At 71.7% G+C, this 15,446-nt stretch carries 16 protein-coding genes; 3 read left to right on the forward strand and 13 right to left on the reverse strand.

All coding sequences use genetic code 11. The annotated features are described in order from the left end of the window. Window positions 1-135 precede the first annotated feature (135 nt). Window positions 136-324: a DUF397 domain-containing protein gene (locus ACIPUC_RS28125; RefSeq protein ID WP_446593070.1), complete on the reverse strand. Its 189-nt coding sequence runs from the start codon at window positions 322-324 to the stop codon at window positions 136-138. Then, window positions 321-1,163 carry a helix-turn-helix domain-containing protein gene (locus ACIPUC_RS28130; protein WP_446593373.1) on the reverse strand — a complete coding sequence of 281 codons (843 nt, stop codon included), beginning with the start codon at window positions 1,161-1,163 and terminating at the stop codon, window positions 321-323. The genes ACIPUC_RS28125 and ACIPUC_RS28130 overlap by 4 nt, the downstream gene beginning before the upstream one ends. 127 nt (window positions 1,164-1,290) lie before the next feature. On the opposite strand from ACIPUC_RS28130, the gene ACIPUC_RS28135 reads away from it, so the two are divergent. Continuing rightward, on the forward strand, window positions 1,291-1,710 hold the full coding sequence (locus tag ACIPUC_RS28135) for an ATP-binding protein (RefSeq protein ID WP_446593071.1): 420 nt from the start codon (window positions 1,291-1,293) through the stop codon (window positions 1,708-1,710). Here the strand turns inward: ACIPUC_RS28135 and ACIPUC_RS28140 are convergent. From ACIPUC_RS28140 to ACIPUC_RS28170, 7 genes are all read right to left on the reverse strand, one after another. Continuing rightward, window positions 1,707-2,213, reverse strand: a complete 507-nt coding sequence (locus ACIPUC_RS28140; RefSeq protein WP_446593072.1) for a septum formation family protein — start codon at window positions 2,211-2,213, stop codon at window positions 1,707-1,709. The genes ACIPUC_RS28135 and ACIPUC_RS28140 overlap by 4 nt on opposite strands. A gap of 157 nt (window positions 2,214-2,370) precedes the next feature. Continuing rightward, the gene (locus tag ACIPUC_RS28145; RefSeq protein WP_446593073.1) at window positions 2,371-2,649 is read right to left on the reverse strand and encodes a type II toxin-antitoxin system RelE family toxin; all 279 of its coding nucleotides are present in this window, start codon (window positions 2,647-2,649) and stop codon (window positions 2,371-2,373) included. Between the two features lie 3 nt (window positions 2,650-2,652). After that, window positions 2,653-2,934, reverse strand: a complete 282-nt coding sequence (locus ACIPUC_RS28150) for a type II toxin-antitoxin system Phd/YefM family antitoxin (RefSeq protein WP_446593074.1) — start codon at window positions 2,932-2,934, stop codon at window positions 2,653-2,655. A 32-nt stretch (window positions 2,935-2,966) separates the two neighbouring features. Further along, window positions 2,967-3,827 (reverse strand): TIGR03619 family F420-dependent LLM class oxidoreductase, encoded by an 861-nt coding sequence (locus ACIPUC_RS28155; protein ID WP_446593076.1) that lies wholly within the window; start codon window positions 3,825-3,827, stop codon window positions 2,967-2,969. Between the two features lie 113 nt (window positions 3,828-3,940). Continuing rightward, window positions 3,941-5,302, reverse strand: a complete 1,362-nt coding sequence (locus tag ACIPUC_RS28160) for an ADP-ribosylglycohydrolase family protein (RefSeq protein WP_446593077.1) — start codon at window positions 5,300-5,302, stop codon at window positions 3,941-3,943. A 274-nt stretch (window positions 5,303-5,576) separates the two neighbouring features. Beyond that, window positions 5,577-8,168, reverse strand: coding sequence for a bifunctional FO biosynthesis protein CofGH (locus tag ACIPUC_RS28165; RefSeq protein ID WP_446593078.1), 2,592 nt, complete (start codon window positions 8,166-8,168; stop codon window positions 5,577-5,579). 52 nt (window positions 8,169-8,220) lie between these two features. Further along, window positions 8,221-9,003 carry an SDR family oxidoreductase gene (locus ACIPUC_RS28170; RefSeq protein WP_446593079.1) on the reverse strand — a complete coding sequence of 261 codons (783 nt, stop codon included), beginning with the start codon at window positions 9,001-9,003 and terminating at the stop codon, window positions 8,221-8,223. Window positions 9,004-9,243: 240 nt separating this feature from the next. Here ACIPUC_RS28170 and ACIPUC_RS28175 point away from each other — a divergent pair, with 240 nt between their 5' ends. Beyond that, a complete protein-coding gene (locus ACIPUC_RS28175; protein ID WP_446593080.1) occupies window positions 9,244-10,623 on the forward strand; it encodes a serine hydrolase domain-containing protein in 1,380 nt (459 codons plus the stop codon). Here the strand turns inward: ACIPUC_RS28175 and ACIPUC_RS28180 are convergent. Beyond that, entirely contained in the window at window positions 10,620-11,840 is a 1,221-nt protein-coding gene (locus ACIPUC_RS28180) for an aminotransferase-like domain-containing protein (RefSeq protein ID WP_446593082.1), read from the reverse strand. The genes ACIPUC_RS28175 and ACIPUC_RS28180 overlap by 4 nt on opposite strands. A 128-nt stretch (window positions 11,841-11,968) precedes the next feature. Here ACIPUC_RS28180 and ACIPUC_RS28185 point away from each other — a divergent pair, with 128 nt between their 5' ends. Next, the gene (locus ACIPUC_RS28185) at window positions 11,969-12,814 is read left to right on the forward strand and encodes a hypothetical protein (protein WP_446593083.1); all 846 of its coding nucleotides are present in this window, start codon (window positions 11,969-11,971) and stop codon (window positions 12,812-12,814) included. 152 nt (window positions 12,815-12,966) lie between these two features. On the opposite strand, the gene ACIPUC_RS28190 is transcribed toward ACIPUC_RS28185, so the two are convergent. The 3 genes from ACIPUC_RS28190 to ACIPUC_RS28200 form a co-directional block, all read right to left on the reverse strand. Then, complete coding sequence (locus ACIPUC_RS28190) at window positions 12,967-13,176, reverse strand: DUF397 domain-containing protein (RefSeq protein WP_446593084.1); 210 nt, start codon at window positions 13,174-13,176, stop codon at window positions 12,967-12,969. A 208-nt stretch (window positions 13,177-13,384) separates the two neighbouring features. Next, window positions 13,385-14,278: a helix-turn-helix domain-containing protein gene (locus tag ACIPUC_RS28195; protein ID WP_446593085.1), complete on the reverse strand. Its 894-nt coding sequence runs from the start codon at window positions 14,276-14,278 to the stop codon at window positions 13,385-13,387. Between the two features lie 208 nt (window positions 14,279-14,486). Beyond that, entirely contained in the window at window positions 14,487-15,221 is a 735-nt protein-coding gene (locus ACIPUC_RS28200) for a GOLPH3/VPS74 family protein (protein WP_362594380.1), read from the reverse strand. Window positions 15,222-15,446: the final 225 nt, after the last annotated feature.

Raw genomic sequence — 15,446 nt, forward strand, 5'->3', positions numbered from 1 at the left:
GGTCGGTCTGTCAAGGGTGGCCGAAGGCCATCGCGAAGCGACGCGACGAAGGAGCGCCCTTGACAGGGCGGCCCGACCCGGAGAGACAGTGGGACTGGCGGGAAACCCCCAAACCCTCCCTGATGAGGCCCGGGGTCAGCGGGCCCCTGTGATCCCGCCCAAGAACGCGCTCCAGCTCGCGGGGGCCACCGCCAGCTCCGGACCGGCCGCCACCTTCGAGTCCCGGATGTGGATGGCTTCCGTACATGCGGCGACCTCGACGCAGTCGTCGCCGTCACCGCTGCTGTAGCTGCTCTTGAACCACTGCAACTGTGAGCTGTTCACAGGGATCCTCGCATTCGCATCAACAGACCCACGGTGTCCGCAGGATTGAGGGCCTGGATGCGAAGTTTGGCATACCGCTGGTGCAGGACGCTGAGGTCTTGGGGGTCGAATATGACCCGGCCCATCTGCTGCCCCTCGCTGTACCCGCACCACTCGTGTTCGTGTGTTTCCAGCAGGCGGAAGGGGCCTCCGAGACCGGCATGTTCCGGGCTGACCTTCGGCATGATCTGCAGGTCGACGTTTGGCAGCTTCGAGCACTCCACCAGGTGGTCGATCAGCTCTCGCGTCACCTCCGGGCCGCCCGTCTGCCTCTCGATCACCGACTCGTCAATGATGAAACTGAAGACGGTGAAGGGAGTGCGGTACAGCAGAGACTGACGGGCCAGCCGGGCAGAAATGCGCTCCTCCACCAGTTCAGGCGTCGGTGGGGGAAGGACGCTCTCGATCAACGCCCGGGCGTAAGCCTCCGTCTGTAAGAGCCCCGGCACGGACCGGCACTCGTACGTGTTCAGCGCGACCGCCTTCTCCTCCAGCTCCGCCCACCGCCTGAACCACCGGGCCAGCCCTCGCCGCCGCGTCAGCTGGGCCGCCGCGATGTGGATGACCCCGAAAGTGTTCAGCGCCTCCTCCACCCGGTCCACGAACTTCGTCGAGGGGTGGCGCCGGCCCTGTTCCACCGAGCCGACGTACTGGACCGAGTAGCGGATCTTCGTGGCCAGTTGCTCCTGCGTCAGGCCGGCCCTTCTGCGGGAGGCCTTGACCACCTCGCCGAAGTTCCGCAGGTCGTTGTCCGGCTCGACCTCGCCGTCACCGCTCTCCTCGGCATGCGCATGCGCCATCGCGGTCACCTCCCGGCGCTCAGGCTCACGGACGGTGACCGCTACTGTCCAGATACTCGACTCGTACAGTTGAAAAGTAGCGGTTGCCGTGCTGGGAACAGCCCAGGCAGCGCGGGAGGTTGATGCCATGACCACACCCATCACCCCCACCGGGACCCTCGTACGCGTGTTCACTCAGCGTTTCAGTTCCACCCGGCGCGGGGCACGGCTCGCCCGGCAGCTGGCGCTCGTGGAACTGCATTCCTGGGGCTTCCCCGAGTCCACCGCGCTGTCCGCCGGCGCCGGGCTCCTCGTCGCCGAGCTCGCCGCCAACGCCGTCATCCACGGGCGGGTTCCCGGGCGGGACTTCGAGCTGCGGCTGACCCTGCTGGAGGGGGTGCTCCGCATCGAGGTGTCCGACGCCCGCCGGGACCTGCGGCCCGTCCCCCTGCCCCACAGCTACGGGGCCGAGTCCGGCTACGGGCTGCGCATCGTCGATGCCGTCGCCGCCGACTGGGGAACCGTGGACCGGCTGATCGGCAAGACGGTCTGGGCCGAGCTGCGCTAGGGAGTGGTGGCGCGGAACGAGCCGGTGCTGGAGCCGCTGGTGTCACCCAGGAAGCAGGTGATGTCGCGGTTGCCGAGGGCCCAGTTGCTGGCCTGCGGGGTGTAGTGGTAGATCTGCAGGGTCTTCGGGAGCTTCGCGGACTTGCCCACGTAGTCCGTGAGCGCCTTGCCGGTGCACTTCTCGTCGGCGATCACGACGATCTTCTTGTCACCCGGGTACGGCCCGTCCGGCAACGGGATGACGGCGAACACCTCCGCCTCGTGGGGCTCGCTGCAGGGCACGACGGTCACGGAGGCGGCTTCGGTACCGCCCTCGGCCTCGTAGTCCTTCAGGTCGTCGTCCGTGTCGAAGCATTCCCCCACGCGGAGGTCCTGCGTGTCGCCGGCAAAGGCGCGGGGGGCGTGGCCCAGAGCGCCGGTCAGGCCGAGGAGCAGCACGAACATCCATGCGGCGACGGCGAGCAGGCGGTTCTTCTGCGACGGTGGTTGCGGTGATCTGGACATGCGTGTGGTCCTCCTCGCGCAGAGGATGAGACGCGACCGACAGCCGACCACCGAGGGCCAACGGCCGGGCGGTGCACCCCTACCCACGCTACTCCCCGCTCCCGGTGAAGCGCCTGCGGGAGGCTGCGGCCGTGCGCCGGCCCCGTTCGCGCCCGCCTCAGCGATCGCAGTAGACCTCGCGGCGGTGGCCTACGGCCAGTACCCAGATGACCAGTCGGCCGTTCTCGACGGTGTAGACGACGCGGTAGTCGCCGATGCGGAGGCGCCAGCGGGAGGCGTGGCCTTGAAGGGCCTTGATGTCGAACGCTGCTGTGTCTCCGGCCGTGAGTGCCTTCTGCAGTTCGGCGAGCCGGTGCAGGATCCGTACGGCATCAGGGCGGGGGACCTTCAGCACGTCGCGTTGAGCGTGCGGGGTGAACCGGGTGACGTAGCCCATCCGTCAGGCCTGCTGGTCGCGGAGGAGCGCGGCCATCTCCTCGAGCGAAACGGATCCCTCCAGGCCCTCGCTCTCGGCTTCGTCGGCCAGGTCGTTCAGCCAGGCCTCTTCGGCGTCGTCGGCGAGGCGGCGGAGCCGCTGGTACTCGTCGATGTCGATGACGACGGCCTCCTGCTTGCCGCGCCGCGTGATGATCGTGGGCACTCCCTCGCGGCGTGCGCGGTCTATGGCGTCCGCAAGGTGGCTGCGTACCTCTGCCATGGACTCGATCACAGGCTCACTCATGGCATGAATGTACCAGATGTACATGAACGGGGTCAGAGGTACTGCGCGAACTCGTCCAGGGTCCGCAGGACCTCCGGTTCCGGGGCCGAGGGGAGCTGGAGGACGACCTCCTCGATGCCGAGGTCGGCGTAGTGGCCCATCTTGCCGGGAGTGGGCTGGACGGCGTACGGGACCACCCGGAGGGCCTTCGGGTCGCGGCCGGCGGTCTCCCAGAAGCGGCGCAGCACCGGCAGGGACTCGGTGAGGCCGCCGCCGCCGATCGGCAGCCAGCCGTCGGCGTGGTCGGCGATGGCGGTGAAGAGCTTCGGGCCGGCCTGGCCGCCGATCAGGGTGCGGGGGCCGTACAGGGGGACGCCGGGGCCGAGTTCGCGCGGGGCCTGGACCGGCTTGGGGTGGGCGGAGCTGGCCTGGACGGAGGAGAACTCGCCGACGTACGCGGTCGGCTCCGGGGCCCACAGGGCGCGCATCAGGGCCATGCGGTCGCGGACCAGCTCGCGGCGGGTGCGCCACTCGACGCCGTGGTCGGCGGCCTCCTCGACGTTCCAGCCGTAGCCGATGCCGAGGGTGAAGCGGCCGCCGGAGAGGTGGTCGAGCGTGGCGACCTGCTTGGCGAGGCCGATCGGGTCGTGCTGCGCCACCAGCGTGATGCCCGTGCCGAGGTGGAGGCGCTCGGTCACGGCGGCGGCCTGGCCGAGGGCCACGAAGGGGTCGAGGGTGCGCCCGTACATCTCGGGGAGGTCGCCGCCCATGGGGGCGGCGGTGTCGCGGGTGACCGGGATGTGGGTGTGCTCCGGGAGGTAGAGGCCGGCGAAGCCCCGCTCCTCCAGGCTGCGCGCGAGGCGGACGGGCGAGACGGTGCGGTCGGTGAGGAAGATGGTCGTGGCGATCCGCATGGCTTCTGGCACCTCCGAGACGTGGGACCCGCAACGGTACGGGCTGGGGCCCGGAATGTTGAGGGTGCGTCAGGCCGGTGTCGGCGGGGTCGGCCGCCGCATCGGCCGCCGCGTCAGCCGCGCGGGTACCGGGCCAGCCAGCCGGGGGAGGCGGCCGTGGGGCCGTGCAGGGCCGGGCCCTGGGTCATCTCCAGGGCGAAGTCGTCCGCGAGCTCCAGCAGCGTGGCGCGGCCTTCGAGTTCGGCGAGCCAGGCGGCCGGGAGGGCGGTCTCGCCGTGCAGGGCGCCGAGGAGGGCCCCGCACAGGGCGCCGGTGGCGGCGGAGTCCCCGCCGTGGTTGACGGCGAGGCGCAGGCCGTGCGGGATGTCCTCGGCGACGAGGGCGCAGTAGACGGCGACGGCCAGGGCGGCTTCGGCGTCGCCGGCGGCGAGCGCTTCGACGGTCGCGGGGCCGGGTGCGCCCCGGGTGACGGCGGCCAGGGCGCGCTGGAGGGCGTCGGTGACGGGCTGGTGGCCGGGGCGGCTGCCGAGGAGGCCGAGGGCGCGCTGGACGGCGCAGTCCAGGGACTCCCCGCGGGTCAGGCCGTGGACGACGAGGGCGAAGGCGCCGGCCGAGAGGTAGGCGGCGGGGTGGCCGTGGCTCTGCGCGGCGCATTCGACGGCGAGCTGGAGGACCAGGGCGGGCTCCCAGCCGACGAGCAGTCCGAAGGGGGCCGAGCGGGTGGTGGCGGCGGCGTTGCCGGCGGTGGGGTTCTTGGGGTGGGCGAGAGTGCCCAGGACGTCGTCGGCGAAGCCGGTGAGGCAGGCGCGGTCCGGGGCGCGGCGGGCGTAGAGCCACTCCTGTTGCGCGAGCCAGCCGTTGTCCTTGCGGCGCTCGTCCGGGCCCCAGTCGTGCTGGGTGGCGGCCCAGCGGAGGTAGGCGCGGTGGACGTCGGTGGGCGGGTGCCAGGCGCCGGTGTCCCGGCGTACGTGGGCCCGTATGAGGCCGTCCATGGTGAAGAGGGTGAGCTGGGTGGCGGCGGTGACGGGGGTGGGGGTGGGTGTGGTCAGGCCCTGCGGGCCGTGTTCCTCGCGGATGGCGTCGAGGGGGAGCGGGCCGACGGGTGCGCCGAAGGCGTCGCCGATGGCGGAGCCGAGGAGGGTGCCGCGGACACGGCTGCGGAAGTCCTGCTGCTCGAAGCGGCCCCACAGGCCGGTGGCCGGCCCCCCGGCACGCCTGTCGCCGGCCGGCCCGCGCCCGTGCGCCGTGCCGCGGCCGTCGGTGGCCTGTGCCGGGCCGTGCGCGTGCGCCGTGCCGCGGCCGTCCGTCGCGGCCGGGCCGACGGGTCCCATGGCGATGCCGCGGCCGTCCGTCGGGGCCGGACCGGATGGGGCCGGGCCGCCGGGGCCCTGCGGCGGGCCCGGGGCGGGGTGGCCGCCTGGACCTGTCGCAGTGCCCTGAATGACCGCCGCGCCCGCGCCGGTTGTCGCGTCCATCGCCCTCACCGTCCCCCTGGCCGTACCTGCGGCCGCCGCCGCGGCAGCACTGGCGCGCACTGTAGTGGACGGCTTCGGCCGAACCCGGAAGCGGCCCGTCAAGCGGTCCGTAAGCATGCGGAGAACGGCCGGAAAGCGAAGACTTTCGGCCGCCGCCCCGTGGCTGATGGCGCGTTGTGCCACTCGCCGCCTCCGGCCGGGACCGCATCCCAGAACGCCGGAGCCCGACCGGGCGCCACACCCCGGCCGGGCTCCGGCGGTCCCCCGAGGCCGCTCAGTCCAGTACGGGCAGCAGCTCCGGCAGGTGCCCGTCCGAGGCGAGGGCCGCGTCCTGGCGTTCGCGCGGCACCTCCCCGTACAGCGTCGTACGGGCCTTCGCGGGCCGCCCGGCCGCCTCGGCGACGGCGATCAGGTCCCGGACCGACTTGTACGAGCCGTAACTCGATCCCGCCATCCGCGAGATCGTCTCCTCCATCAGGGTCCCGCCCAGGTCGTTGGCGCCGGACCGGAGCATCTCGGCCGCGCCCTCCGTGCCCAGCTTCACCCAGCTGGTCTGGATGTTGGGGATGTACGGGTGGAGCAGGATCCGCGCCATCGCCGTCACCGCCCGGTTGTCGCGGACCGTGGGCCCGGGCCGGGCGATGCCCGCCAGGTACACGGGCGCGTTGGTGTGGATGAACGGCAGCGTCACGAACTCCGTGAAACCGCCCGCGTTCTTGGCCAGCGCCTCCTGCTGGATCCGGGCCAGCGTGCGGAAGTGCCCGAGCCAGTGCCGCGGCTGGTCCACGTGTCCGTACATCATCGTGGACGAGGACCGGATGCCGAGCTCGTGCGCGGTGGTGACGACGTCGATCCAGTCCGCCGTCGGCAGCTTGCCCTTGGTCAGCACCCACCGCACCTCGTCGTCCAGGATCTCCGCCGCGGTGCCCGGGATGGAGTCCAGACCGGCCTCCTTGGCGGCCGTCAGCCAGTCCCGTACGGACATGCCCGTGCGGGTGGCCCCGTTGACGACCTCCATCGGCGAGAAGGCGTGCACGTGCATCCCGGGGACGCGCTGCTTCACCGCCCGCGCGATGTCGAAGTACGCCGTCCCGGGCAGGTCCGGGTGGATGCCGCCCTGCATGCACACCTCGACCGCGCCCACCTCCCAGGCCTGGGCGGCCCGGTCGGCGACCTGGTCCAGGGACAGCGTGTACGCGTCGGCGTCCGTGCGGCGCTGCGCGAAGGCGCAGAAGCGGCAGCCGGTGTAGCAGACGTTGGTGAAGTTGATGTTGCGCGTGACGATGTAGGTGACCTCGTCCCCGACCACCGATGCCCGCAGGTCGTCGGCGATCCGGCAGAGCGCGTCCAGGGCCGGTCCGTCGGCGTGCAGCAGGGCGAGGGCCTGGGCGTCGGTGAGCGCGGTCGGATCGTCGGCGGCCTGCGCGAGTGCGGCCCGTACGTCGGTGTCGATGCGCTCGGGCAGCATCCCGGGCGCGGCCGCCTCGCGCAGCGCGTCCCAGTCGCCGTAGACGTGGTCGAAGTCCTCGCGGCGGTCGCCGGTGCGGCCCTCGGTGTCGATGGCGGTGTGCAGATCGGTGCGCCCGTACGCGGTGAAGCCCTCGTCCGGCTCCTGCCACGGCAGGCCCGCGACCTCGGCTGACTCGTTCGCCAGCCCGGTCTCCGGGTCGGCCAGCGCGCGCACGTGCGGCAGCAGCCGCGGGTCGAGCCAGGGCTCGCCGCGCCGTACGAACTCCGGGTAGACGCAGAGCCGTTCGCGCAGCTCGAAGCCGGCCGCCGCGGACTGCTCGGCCAGCACGTCGATCTGGGGCCACGGGCGCTCGGGGTTGACGTGGTCGGGGGTCAGTGGGGAGACGCCGCCCCAGTCGTCGATCCCGGCGCCGATCAGGCGGGCGTACTCCCCGTCGACCAGGTTGGGCGGTGCCTGCAGGCAGGCGGACGGGCCCATGATGTGCCGGGCGACGGCGATCGTGGCGACGAGGTCGTCGAGTTCGGCGTCCGGCATCCCGCGCATCGCCGTGTCCGGCTTGGCGCGGAAGTTCTGGATGATCAGCTCCTGGATGCCGTGGTAGGCGCGGGAGACGCGGCGCAGCGCGAACAGGGACTCCGCGCGCTCTTCGTACGTCTCGCCGATGCCGATGAGCAGCCCGCTCGTGAACGGCACGGAGGAACGCCCGGCGTCCTCCAGCACGCGCAGCCGGACCGCCGGCTCCTTGTCGGGGGATCCGTGGTGCGGGCCGCCCGGCTCGGACCACAGGCGGGTGGCGGTGGTCTCCAGCATCATGCCCATGGACGGGGCGACGGGCTTGAGCCGCTGGAAGTCGGCCCAGGACATCACCCCCGGGTTGAGGTGGGGGAGCAGGCCGGTCTCCTCCAGGATCCGGATGGAGATGGCCCGTACGTAGGAGATGGTGTCGTTGTAACCCTCCGCCTCGAGCCACTCGCGCGCCTCGGGCCAGCGGTCCTCGGGTTTGTCGCCGAGGGTGATGAGGGCTTCCTTGCAGCCGAGCGCCGCCCCGCGGCGGGCGATGTCGAGGACCTCGTCCGGGGACATGTACATCCCGTGGCCGGCGCGGCGGAGCTTGCCGGGGACGGTGGCGAAGGTGCAGTAGTGGCACTTGTCGCGGCACAGCCGGGTCAGGGGGATGAACACGCTCTTCGAGTACGTGATGACACCGGTCCGCCCGGCGGCGGCGAGCCCGGAGTCCCTGACGCGTGCGGCGGAGGCGGCGAGGTCGTCGAGCGCCTCGCCGCGCGCCTGGAGGAGTACGGCCGCCTCGGTCGCGTCGAGCGCGACGCCGTCGCGTGCCCGCCGGAGCGCGCGGCGCATCGCGTTGTCGGTCGGAGCGTCACTCGGAGTGGTCATGGGCCCGAGCATACGATCCGGTCGTACCGGTACGGGGCGGTCGCCGGGATGCTCATCGCATCAGCTCACCGGCGTTGACCAGGAGCGACTGGCCGGTTATCGCCCGCGCCCGGTCGGAGGCGAGGAAGGCGGCGGCGTCGGCGACGTCCCCGTCGGTGGCGAGGTCGGGCAGCGCCATCCGCTGGGTGAGGCGGGCATGGACCGCGGCCTCGGGGACGTTCTCGGTGTGGGCGGTGAAGGTGACGAAGGCCTGCACGGGCGGGCCCCACATCCAGCCCGGGAGCACGGTGTTGACCCGGATCCGGTGCGGGCCGAGTTCGCGGGCCATGGAGTACATGGCGGAGGTCAGGGCCCCTTTGGAGGCGGCGTACGCGGCCTGCTGGACCTCGCTCGGCGCGGCGACGGCGGACTGGGTGCCGATGATGACGACGGAGCCGCCGTTCTGCTTGAGCGCGGGCAGGCAGGCCCGGGTCATCCGGAGCGTCCCCAGCAGGTTCACGTCGATGATCTGCTGCCAGGTCCCGAAGTCGGCGTCTTCCAGGCCGCCGAAGTACGAGTCCCAGGCGGCGACGTGCACGACGGCGTCGATGCGGCCGAAACGCTCCTGCGCGAGCGCGGCGAGGGCCTCGCACTGCCGCTCGTCGCCGATGTCGGTGGGCAGGTAGGCGGTGTGCGCCCCGTCGGGGTCGATCTCGGCGGCGGACTTGGCCAGATTCGCCTCGGTGCGCGCCCCGAGTACGGCGTTCCCCCCGTCCCGCACCACGGTGGCGGCGACCTGGTGCCCGAGCCCGGCCCCGACCCCGGAGACGATGACGGTCTTCCCTTGCAGCAGCATGACGGCCTCCAGGAGCTACGTATCTGACGGCTCGTCAGGCTAGGGTCCCGGCAGCGCGATGTGAAGGGGCGGGTCGGGGGGCCGTTCCCGCCGGGCGGGCTCCCGGAGCGCTCGCCTCGCGACCGTGTCGGGGCGGGCCTACGCTGGTCCTGCTGCCCGGGTCCGCGTGCGTGGTCCGCGTACTCGTACGTGCGCTCGTATGTGCACGGGGACCCCTCCCCGTACGACAGGAGGCATGCCGTGAGTCCGACCCACACGCGGCTGCGCCGGGCCTGCGTGGCCGCCGCCGCAGCAGGTCTGCTCGTCGCCCCGGCCCTCGCGGGCCCCGCGTACGGGGCTCCCACCCCGGGCCCGTCCGTCTCCGCCGCTCCGTCCCCGGACAGCGACGCGGACTTCCCACAGCTCACCCCGGCCGTCGCGGCGAAGCTCGACGCCGCGATCCAGCGGGTCCTGCGCGAGGCGCAGGTACCGGGCGTGATCGTGGGCCTGTGGGCTCCCGGCAAGGGAAGCTACGTACGGACCTTCGGCGTGGCCGACAAGGCCACGGGCTCCCCCATGGAGACCGACTTCAACATACGGATCGGCAGCGAGACCAAGACGTTCACGGTCACCGCCCTCCTCGAACTCGTCGACCAGGGCAAGCTGGCCCTCGACGACACCATCGGCAAGTACGTCAGCGGAGTCCCGAACGGCGACCGCATCACCCTGCGCGAACTGGCGGGCATGCGCAGCGGGCTCTTCAACTACAGCCTGGACGCGGACTTCGGCAAGGCGCTCACCGCCGGTCCGACCCGGCCCTTCACGCCGCAGCAGCTGCTCGACTACTCCTTCAAGCACCCGGTGCAGTTCGAGCCGAACGCCAAGTGGCAGTACAGCAACACCAACCTGATCCTGCTCGGCCTCGTGGTCGAGAAGGTCGGGGGCAAGCCCATCCAGGAGTTCATCCGGCAGGAGGTGCTGGAGCCGGCCGGGCTGCGGAAGACGGTCTTCCCCACCGACGCGCACTTCCCCGACCCGCACCCGCGCGGGTACACCGACGACACGACCTCCGGCGGGAAGATCGTGGACGCGACCGACTGGGACCCGTCCTGGGCCTGGGCCGCGGGGGCGATGATCTCCGACCTCATGGACCTGCGCAGCTGGGCGCGCACCCTGGCCACCGGCACGCTGCTGAAGCCCGAGACCCAGGCCGAGCGGCTGAAGACCACCTCGATCAACGGCATTCCGGGTGCCGGGTACGGGCTGGGCATCTTCAACATCCAGGGCTGGATCGGCCACAACGGCTCGCTGCCCGGGTACGAGACCCTGACCGTCTACCTGCCGGAGGCCCAGGCGACCATGGTCGTCCTGCTCAACACCGACGTCCTGCACGACGGCCAGGAACCCAGCACGCTCTTCGGTGAGGCGATCACCAGCATCGTGACCCCGCGCCACGTGTACCCGGGACACGTGCCCGTCGCCCCCGAGTCCAAGACGCCCACCCCGACCGCGCCTACGCCGACCGCTGCGACGCCGACCGAGCCGACGCCGACCGCGCCTACGCCGACAGGTGCGACGCCGACCGCGCCCACGCCGACTGCCGCGACGCCGACCGCGCCCACGCCGCCCCCGTCGGGTTAGGCCCGGGCCGCCCGCCCCAGGCGTGCCAGGCCCTCCGTGATCTCCTCCGGGGTGTGCGTCGTGAAGGACAGGCGCAGCGTGCGGGGGTCCGGGGCGCCCGTGAAGAAGGGCGATCCCGGGACGAAGGCCACGTCGTGGGTGAGGGCCGTCTCGAGGAGGGCCGTCGCGTCGTGGCCCTCCGGGAGGCGGGCCCAGACGAACATGCCGCCCTCCGGACGGTTCCAGGCCGAGCCCGCCGGCAGGGCCTCCGCCAGCCCCGCCAGCAGGGCGTCGCGGCGGGCCCGGTAGGCCGTGCGGACCGTGGCCACGTGGGCGTCCAGGTCCACCGCCGCCAGGTAGTGCGCGGCGGCCAGCTGGTCCACCGTCGACGTGTGCAGGTCCGCCGCCTGCTTGGCGACCACCGCGGCCCGCCGCAGCGCCGCCGGCGCCCGCAGCCAGCCCAGCCGCAGCCCCGGCGCCATGATCTTCGAGAAGCTCCCGAGCAGGGCGGTACGGTCCTCCGCTCCCGGGTGCGCCGCCAGCCAGGGCACCTCCGCGCCCTCGTAGCGGAGCTCCCCGTACGGGTCGTCCTCGATCAGCCACAGGCCCCGCCGCGCCGCGATCTCCGCCACCGCCGCCCGGCGGGCCCCCGGCAGGGTGCGCCCCGTCGGGTTCTGGAAGGTGGGGACGGTGTAGAGCAGCTTGGGGCGGTCCCGCGCGACGATCTCCTCCAGGGCTTCGGGAATCAGGCCCTGCGCGTCGCAGGGCACCGCCACCACCCGGGCCCCGGCCATCCCGAAGCACTGGAGCGCCGCCAGGTAGGTGGGGTTCTCGACCAGCACCACGTCCCCGGGCTCGACCAGCGTGGTGGTGAGGAGCGTGAGGGCCTGCTGCGAGCCCGTGGTGACGAGCACGTCGTCCGCGCCGGCCGGCAGGCCCCGCGCGGTCGCCCGCCGGGCCACGGCCTCGCGCAGCTCCGGCGCGCCCTCGGTGGTCGAGTACTGCAGCGCCCGCCGCGCCGACGCGGCGAAGGCGGCGTCGTACGCGGCCCGCAGGCCCTCGGTGTCGAAGAGCTCGGGCGCGGGGAGGCCGCCGGCGAAGGAGATCACCCCGGGGCGTTCGGTGAGCGCGAGGATCTCGCGCACGGGAGAACCCCCCACCGAGGTGGCGCGCGAGGCGAGGGCGGGCGGCGGGGCGACGGCGGAGTCGGAGACGGTGGCGACGGCGGCAGCAGGCACGGGTGGCTCCTCCGGGAGTGGCGTGCGGGCATCGTAGCCATAGAAAGATGCAGACGACACCTATGTGTCACATGGTGAACGGCCCCCAAGGACTCCCGATCTGACGTGACATCAGCTAGACCGGTCGCATGACGACAGAAGAGCGGGACACCCGCGCCGAGGACTACGCCGAGCTGGCGGCCGTCGGCCCGTACGGCGTCCGCCCCGGCCATGCGCTGATCACCATGGTGGAGCCGCATCCGGGCCACGAGTACGCGTACAACCGCTGGTACGAGGACGACCACTACTACGCCGGGGCCATGGCCATGCCCTGGATGTACGCCGGCCGCCGCTGGGTGGCCACCCGCGAACTGCAGGAGCTGCGCTATCCGGAGAAGTCGGCCGTCGCCCAGCCCGTCACCGCCGGCTGCTACATATCGACGTACTGGGTCACCGAGGGCCGCTACGACGAGCACATGAAGTGGACGGTGGGCATCAACAAGCGGCTGGGTCGCGACGGCCGGGTCTACCAGGACCGCACCCACGTGTTCACGGCCTTCCAGGACCACGAGGCCACCGTCTACCGCGACGGAGCCGCCGGTCCCCGGGACTTCCACGCGCTCGACCATCCGTACGCCGGCCTCGTGGTGCAGGTCGTCGACGCCGACGGGCCGGAGCAGCGGGCGGAACTGCTGGAGTGGCTGCGCGCCCGGGCCCTGCCGAAGCGGCTGCACGGCTCGCCGGCCGCGATGGTGACGGTCTTCCGGCCGACGCCGCTGCCCGGTGACCGGATGACGTACGTCAAGCAGGTCGAGGGGATCGACACCCGCCTGACGCTCCTGTGGTTCCTGGAGCAGGACCCCCGGAGCTGCTGGGACCGTTTCCAGGGGCTGGACGCGGAGGTCGCGGAGGCGGGGCTGGGGCGGGTGGAGCTGGTGGCTCCGTTCATCCCGACGGTGCCGGGGACCGACCGGTACGTCGACCAGCTGAGGTAGAAACCGGGGTGGAAGACGGGGTGGAAGACGTGCGCGGACATGGCCGAGCCCCCTCGGCCAAGACGGCGGACCGGTCGAGAGGGCTTGTACTGCCTGTACTGCCTGTACTGCGGTTAACTCGTTCGGGTCGGTCGGGGCGCATGCCGTGACGTTCAGGCGAGGCGTCCCAGCCGGCCCTCGTTGACGCCGTCGACGAACGAGGTCCAGGAACCGGGCGCGAAGGTGAGGGAGGGGCCGTCCTGCACCTTCGAGTCGCGGACCGCGATGGCCTCCGTGACGGGGGACTTGACCTCGACGCAGGCGCCGTTGGCGGAATAGGAGGACTTGGTCCAGTTGTGCGTGGCGCCCTGACGAATAGCCATGTTTCTCTCCGGTTCAGCGAGTAGTTCCGTTTGTCGCGTCGGCCGGCTGGTTTTTCCGGCCGACGTGATCGACGCTACCCGCAGCTCCTGACGGGTGAAGGAGCCATTCACCCGACCGAGTGGCATATTCCATTCAGGCCTTCTGTGGCTGGGGAGTGACGGTGTACGGTACCGGCCCTCCCCGACGCCCCAGAGGATTCCTGCGGATTTACCGCGACTCGCCGACCTTGCCCGCGTATCCGTCGATGATGTCGGAGATGAACTCCCGCGTCGCGTCGACATTGAGGGCCTGGGCGCGCAGGTGCTCGTACATCACGCTGTACTTCTGCACGTCGTTGGCCTTCTCCAGGTACAGGTCGCTCGTCACGCCCTCGATGTAGACCACCGTCGAGTCCGACGCGTCCGGGAATTCCAAAATCGCGTACTGGCCGTTCACGCCGGGGTGCGCGCCGAGGTCGAACGGCATCACCTGCACCGTGATGTGCGGCTGCTCCGACTGCTCTATCAAGAACTCCAGCTGCCGGACCATCAGCTCCGGGTCGCCCACGCGCCGGCGCAGCGCGGCCTCGTCGATGACCGCCCACAGGCGCAGCGGACCGAGTTCCGGATTGTTGTTCTCCGTCTCGGAGAGCCGCTTCTGGCGGTGCATCCGGACCTGGACGCGCTTCTCCACGTCGGCCGGAGCGGTCTCCGGCCACGCGCCGCGGACCAGGGAGTGCGCGTACTCCGTGGTCTGGAGCAGTCCGGGGATCACCAGGGGTTCGTACGTGCGCAGGCTCGCGGCGTCCGTCTCCAAGCCGATGTAGACGCTGTACGGGATGTCGCCGAAGGCGTGCCACCAGCCCTGCTGGCGGGAGTCCTTCGCCATCTGCATGAGTGAGTCCACGAGCCGGGGGTCCTCCACCTCGTACACCTCGCACAGGTCGCGTACGTCGCGCTGGCTGATGGACCGGCGGCCGTTCTCCAGCCGGCTGATCTTGGACTGGGAGACGAGGAGGCGCTCGGCGACCTGCTCGGCCGTCATGCCCTTGTCCTCGCGGAGCTTGCGCAACTCCATGCCCAGTCGGCGGCGTCGGACGGTGGGATTGACATTGGACGCCACGTGAACGGCACCTCCGCCTTCTTCTGTCGTGCAGCTGTCTGTCTCTCTGCGTGTCTGATGCTGAGCAGACTGCCACCGAAGGGTGCTGCGGCGCTGGGGAACGGCCCGGAAAAACAGACGCGCGGGGCGGCGGGACCGGCGGACCGGCCTCGCCACCCCGCGCGCCGGCGTGGTGATGGCGTTGCGGTGGAGCGGGTGGAGCGGTGGATCAGTGCGCGGCCGCGCGGGCCATCGCACCCGTCCGGCGCGGCTGCAGCGGAACGCTGCCTGCCGTGGCCCGGGCGGGCGGTACCGGGGCGCGGTCACGGCGCGGCTGTGCGGCCACACCGTTCTGGACGTCCATCACGGCGTGCGCCACGAGTCCGCCCATCGGGTCGTGCCGGATCAGGTCCCGCAGCCGGGATCTGGACGACCGCCCCTCGTTGCCGGGGTACAGGTGCTTGCCGAGTCCGACCGCGTGGGCCAGTGCGGCAAGCGCGGCGGTCCGCGGGTCCGGCGGGACGCCGGTGCGGATCGCCGTGTCCAGCCGGGCACGGATCTCCCGGCTGATCGCCGTGTCCGTCGCCTGGTAGCGAGTCGTCGGCAGCACCCCGCACATCTGGCCCGCGACGGCATGGACCATGCCGCAGCGCTCCAGGTGAGCGAGGTAAATCTGGCGGAGCCCCAGTCGGGGTCCGCCAATCCAGTGGACGGCCCGTACCGGACTGCCGCGCCTGCGCAGCAATTCCAGTGCGGAGTCCAGAGTCGGATCTCCTGTCGGCCGTGGCATCACCACGGCGATACGATCCCCGTCAGGGGCTATCCGTCCTGCCAGAGCCAGCTCCACTAGCTGTGCCCCGGCCAGGCCGAGGTCGAGCGACTGCGGCTGCGCCGTGGTACCCGTGGCCGGGTCCAAGGCGAGCAGCAGAAGCTCCTCCGGAATTGTTCTGCGGCTCCTGCCCATCCATGCCTCCCCGCGTGGATGAGTGACAGGGTGACGCCTCTCACATTCATCTGTCGAGAGCGCGTGGCCGCTTTGTGGGGGAACCCGCAGCTATGTCGTTCTCGTCTAGCACGGGGGCGATGCCCCCTAGACGGGACACTGTTAGACATTCGGACAGCCGGACGTGGCGACGATGGAGGAGGAACTGGTGGCGGGCGAGTCCCCCGACAAGTCGGTTGAAGAAGG

It is taken from the genome of Streptomyces sp. LARHCF249, assembly GCF_052871255.1.

Coding starts and splice junctions, on each gene's coding strand:
- ACIPUC_RS28155 (WP_446593076.1), bottom strand. CDS start 3,827: ATGCGGATCGCCACGACCATCTTCCTCACCGACCGCACCGTCTCGCCC.
- ACIPUC_RS28135 (WP_446593071.1), top strand. CDS start 1,291: ATGACCACACCCATCACCCCCACCGGGACCCTCGTACGCGTGTTCACT.
- ACIPUC_RS28190 (WP_446593084.1), bottom strand. CDS start 13,176: ATGGCTATTCGTCAGGGCGCCACGCACAACTGGACCAAGTCCTCCTAT.
- ACIPUC_RS28130 (WP_446593373.1), bottom strand. CDS start 1,163: ATGGCGCATGCGCATGCCGAGGAGAGCGGTGACGGCGAGGTCGAGCCG.
- ACIPUC_RS28145 (WP_446593073.1), bottom strand. CDS start 2,649: ATGGGCTACGTCACCCGGTTCACCCCGCACGCTCAACGCGACGTGCTG.
- ACIPUC_RS28165 (WP_446593078.1), bottom strand. CDS start 8,168: ATGACCACTCCGAGTGACGCTCCGACCGACAACGCGATGCGCCGCGCG.
- ACIPUC_RS28160 (WP_446593077.1), bottom strand. CDS start 5,302: ATGGACGCGACAACCGGCGCGGGCGCGGCGGTCATTCAGGGCACTGCG.
- ACIPUC_RS28200 (WP_362594380.1), bottom strand. CDS start 15,221: ATGGGCAGGAGCCGCAGAACAATTCCGGAGGAGCTTCTGCTGCTCGCC.
- ACIPUC_RS28185 (WP_446593083.1), top strand. CDS start 11,969: ATGACGACAGAAGAGCGGGACACCCGCGCCGAGGACTACGCCGAGCTG.
- ACIPUC_RS28150 (WP_446593074.1), bottom strand. CDS start 2,934: ATGAGTGAGCCTGTGATCGAGTCCATGGCAGAGGTACGCAGCCACCTT.
- ACIPUC_RS28170 (WP_446593079.1), bottom strand. CDS start 9,003: ATGCTGCTGCAAGGGAAGACCGTCATCGTCTCCGGGGTCGGGGCCGGG.
- ACIPUC_RS28140 (WP_446593072.1), bottom strand. CDS start 2,213: ATGTCCAGATCACCGCAACCACCGTCGCAGAAGAACCGCCTGCTCGCC.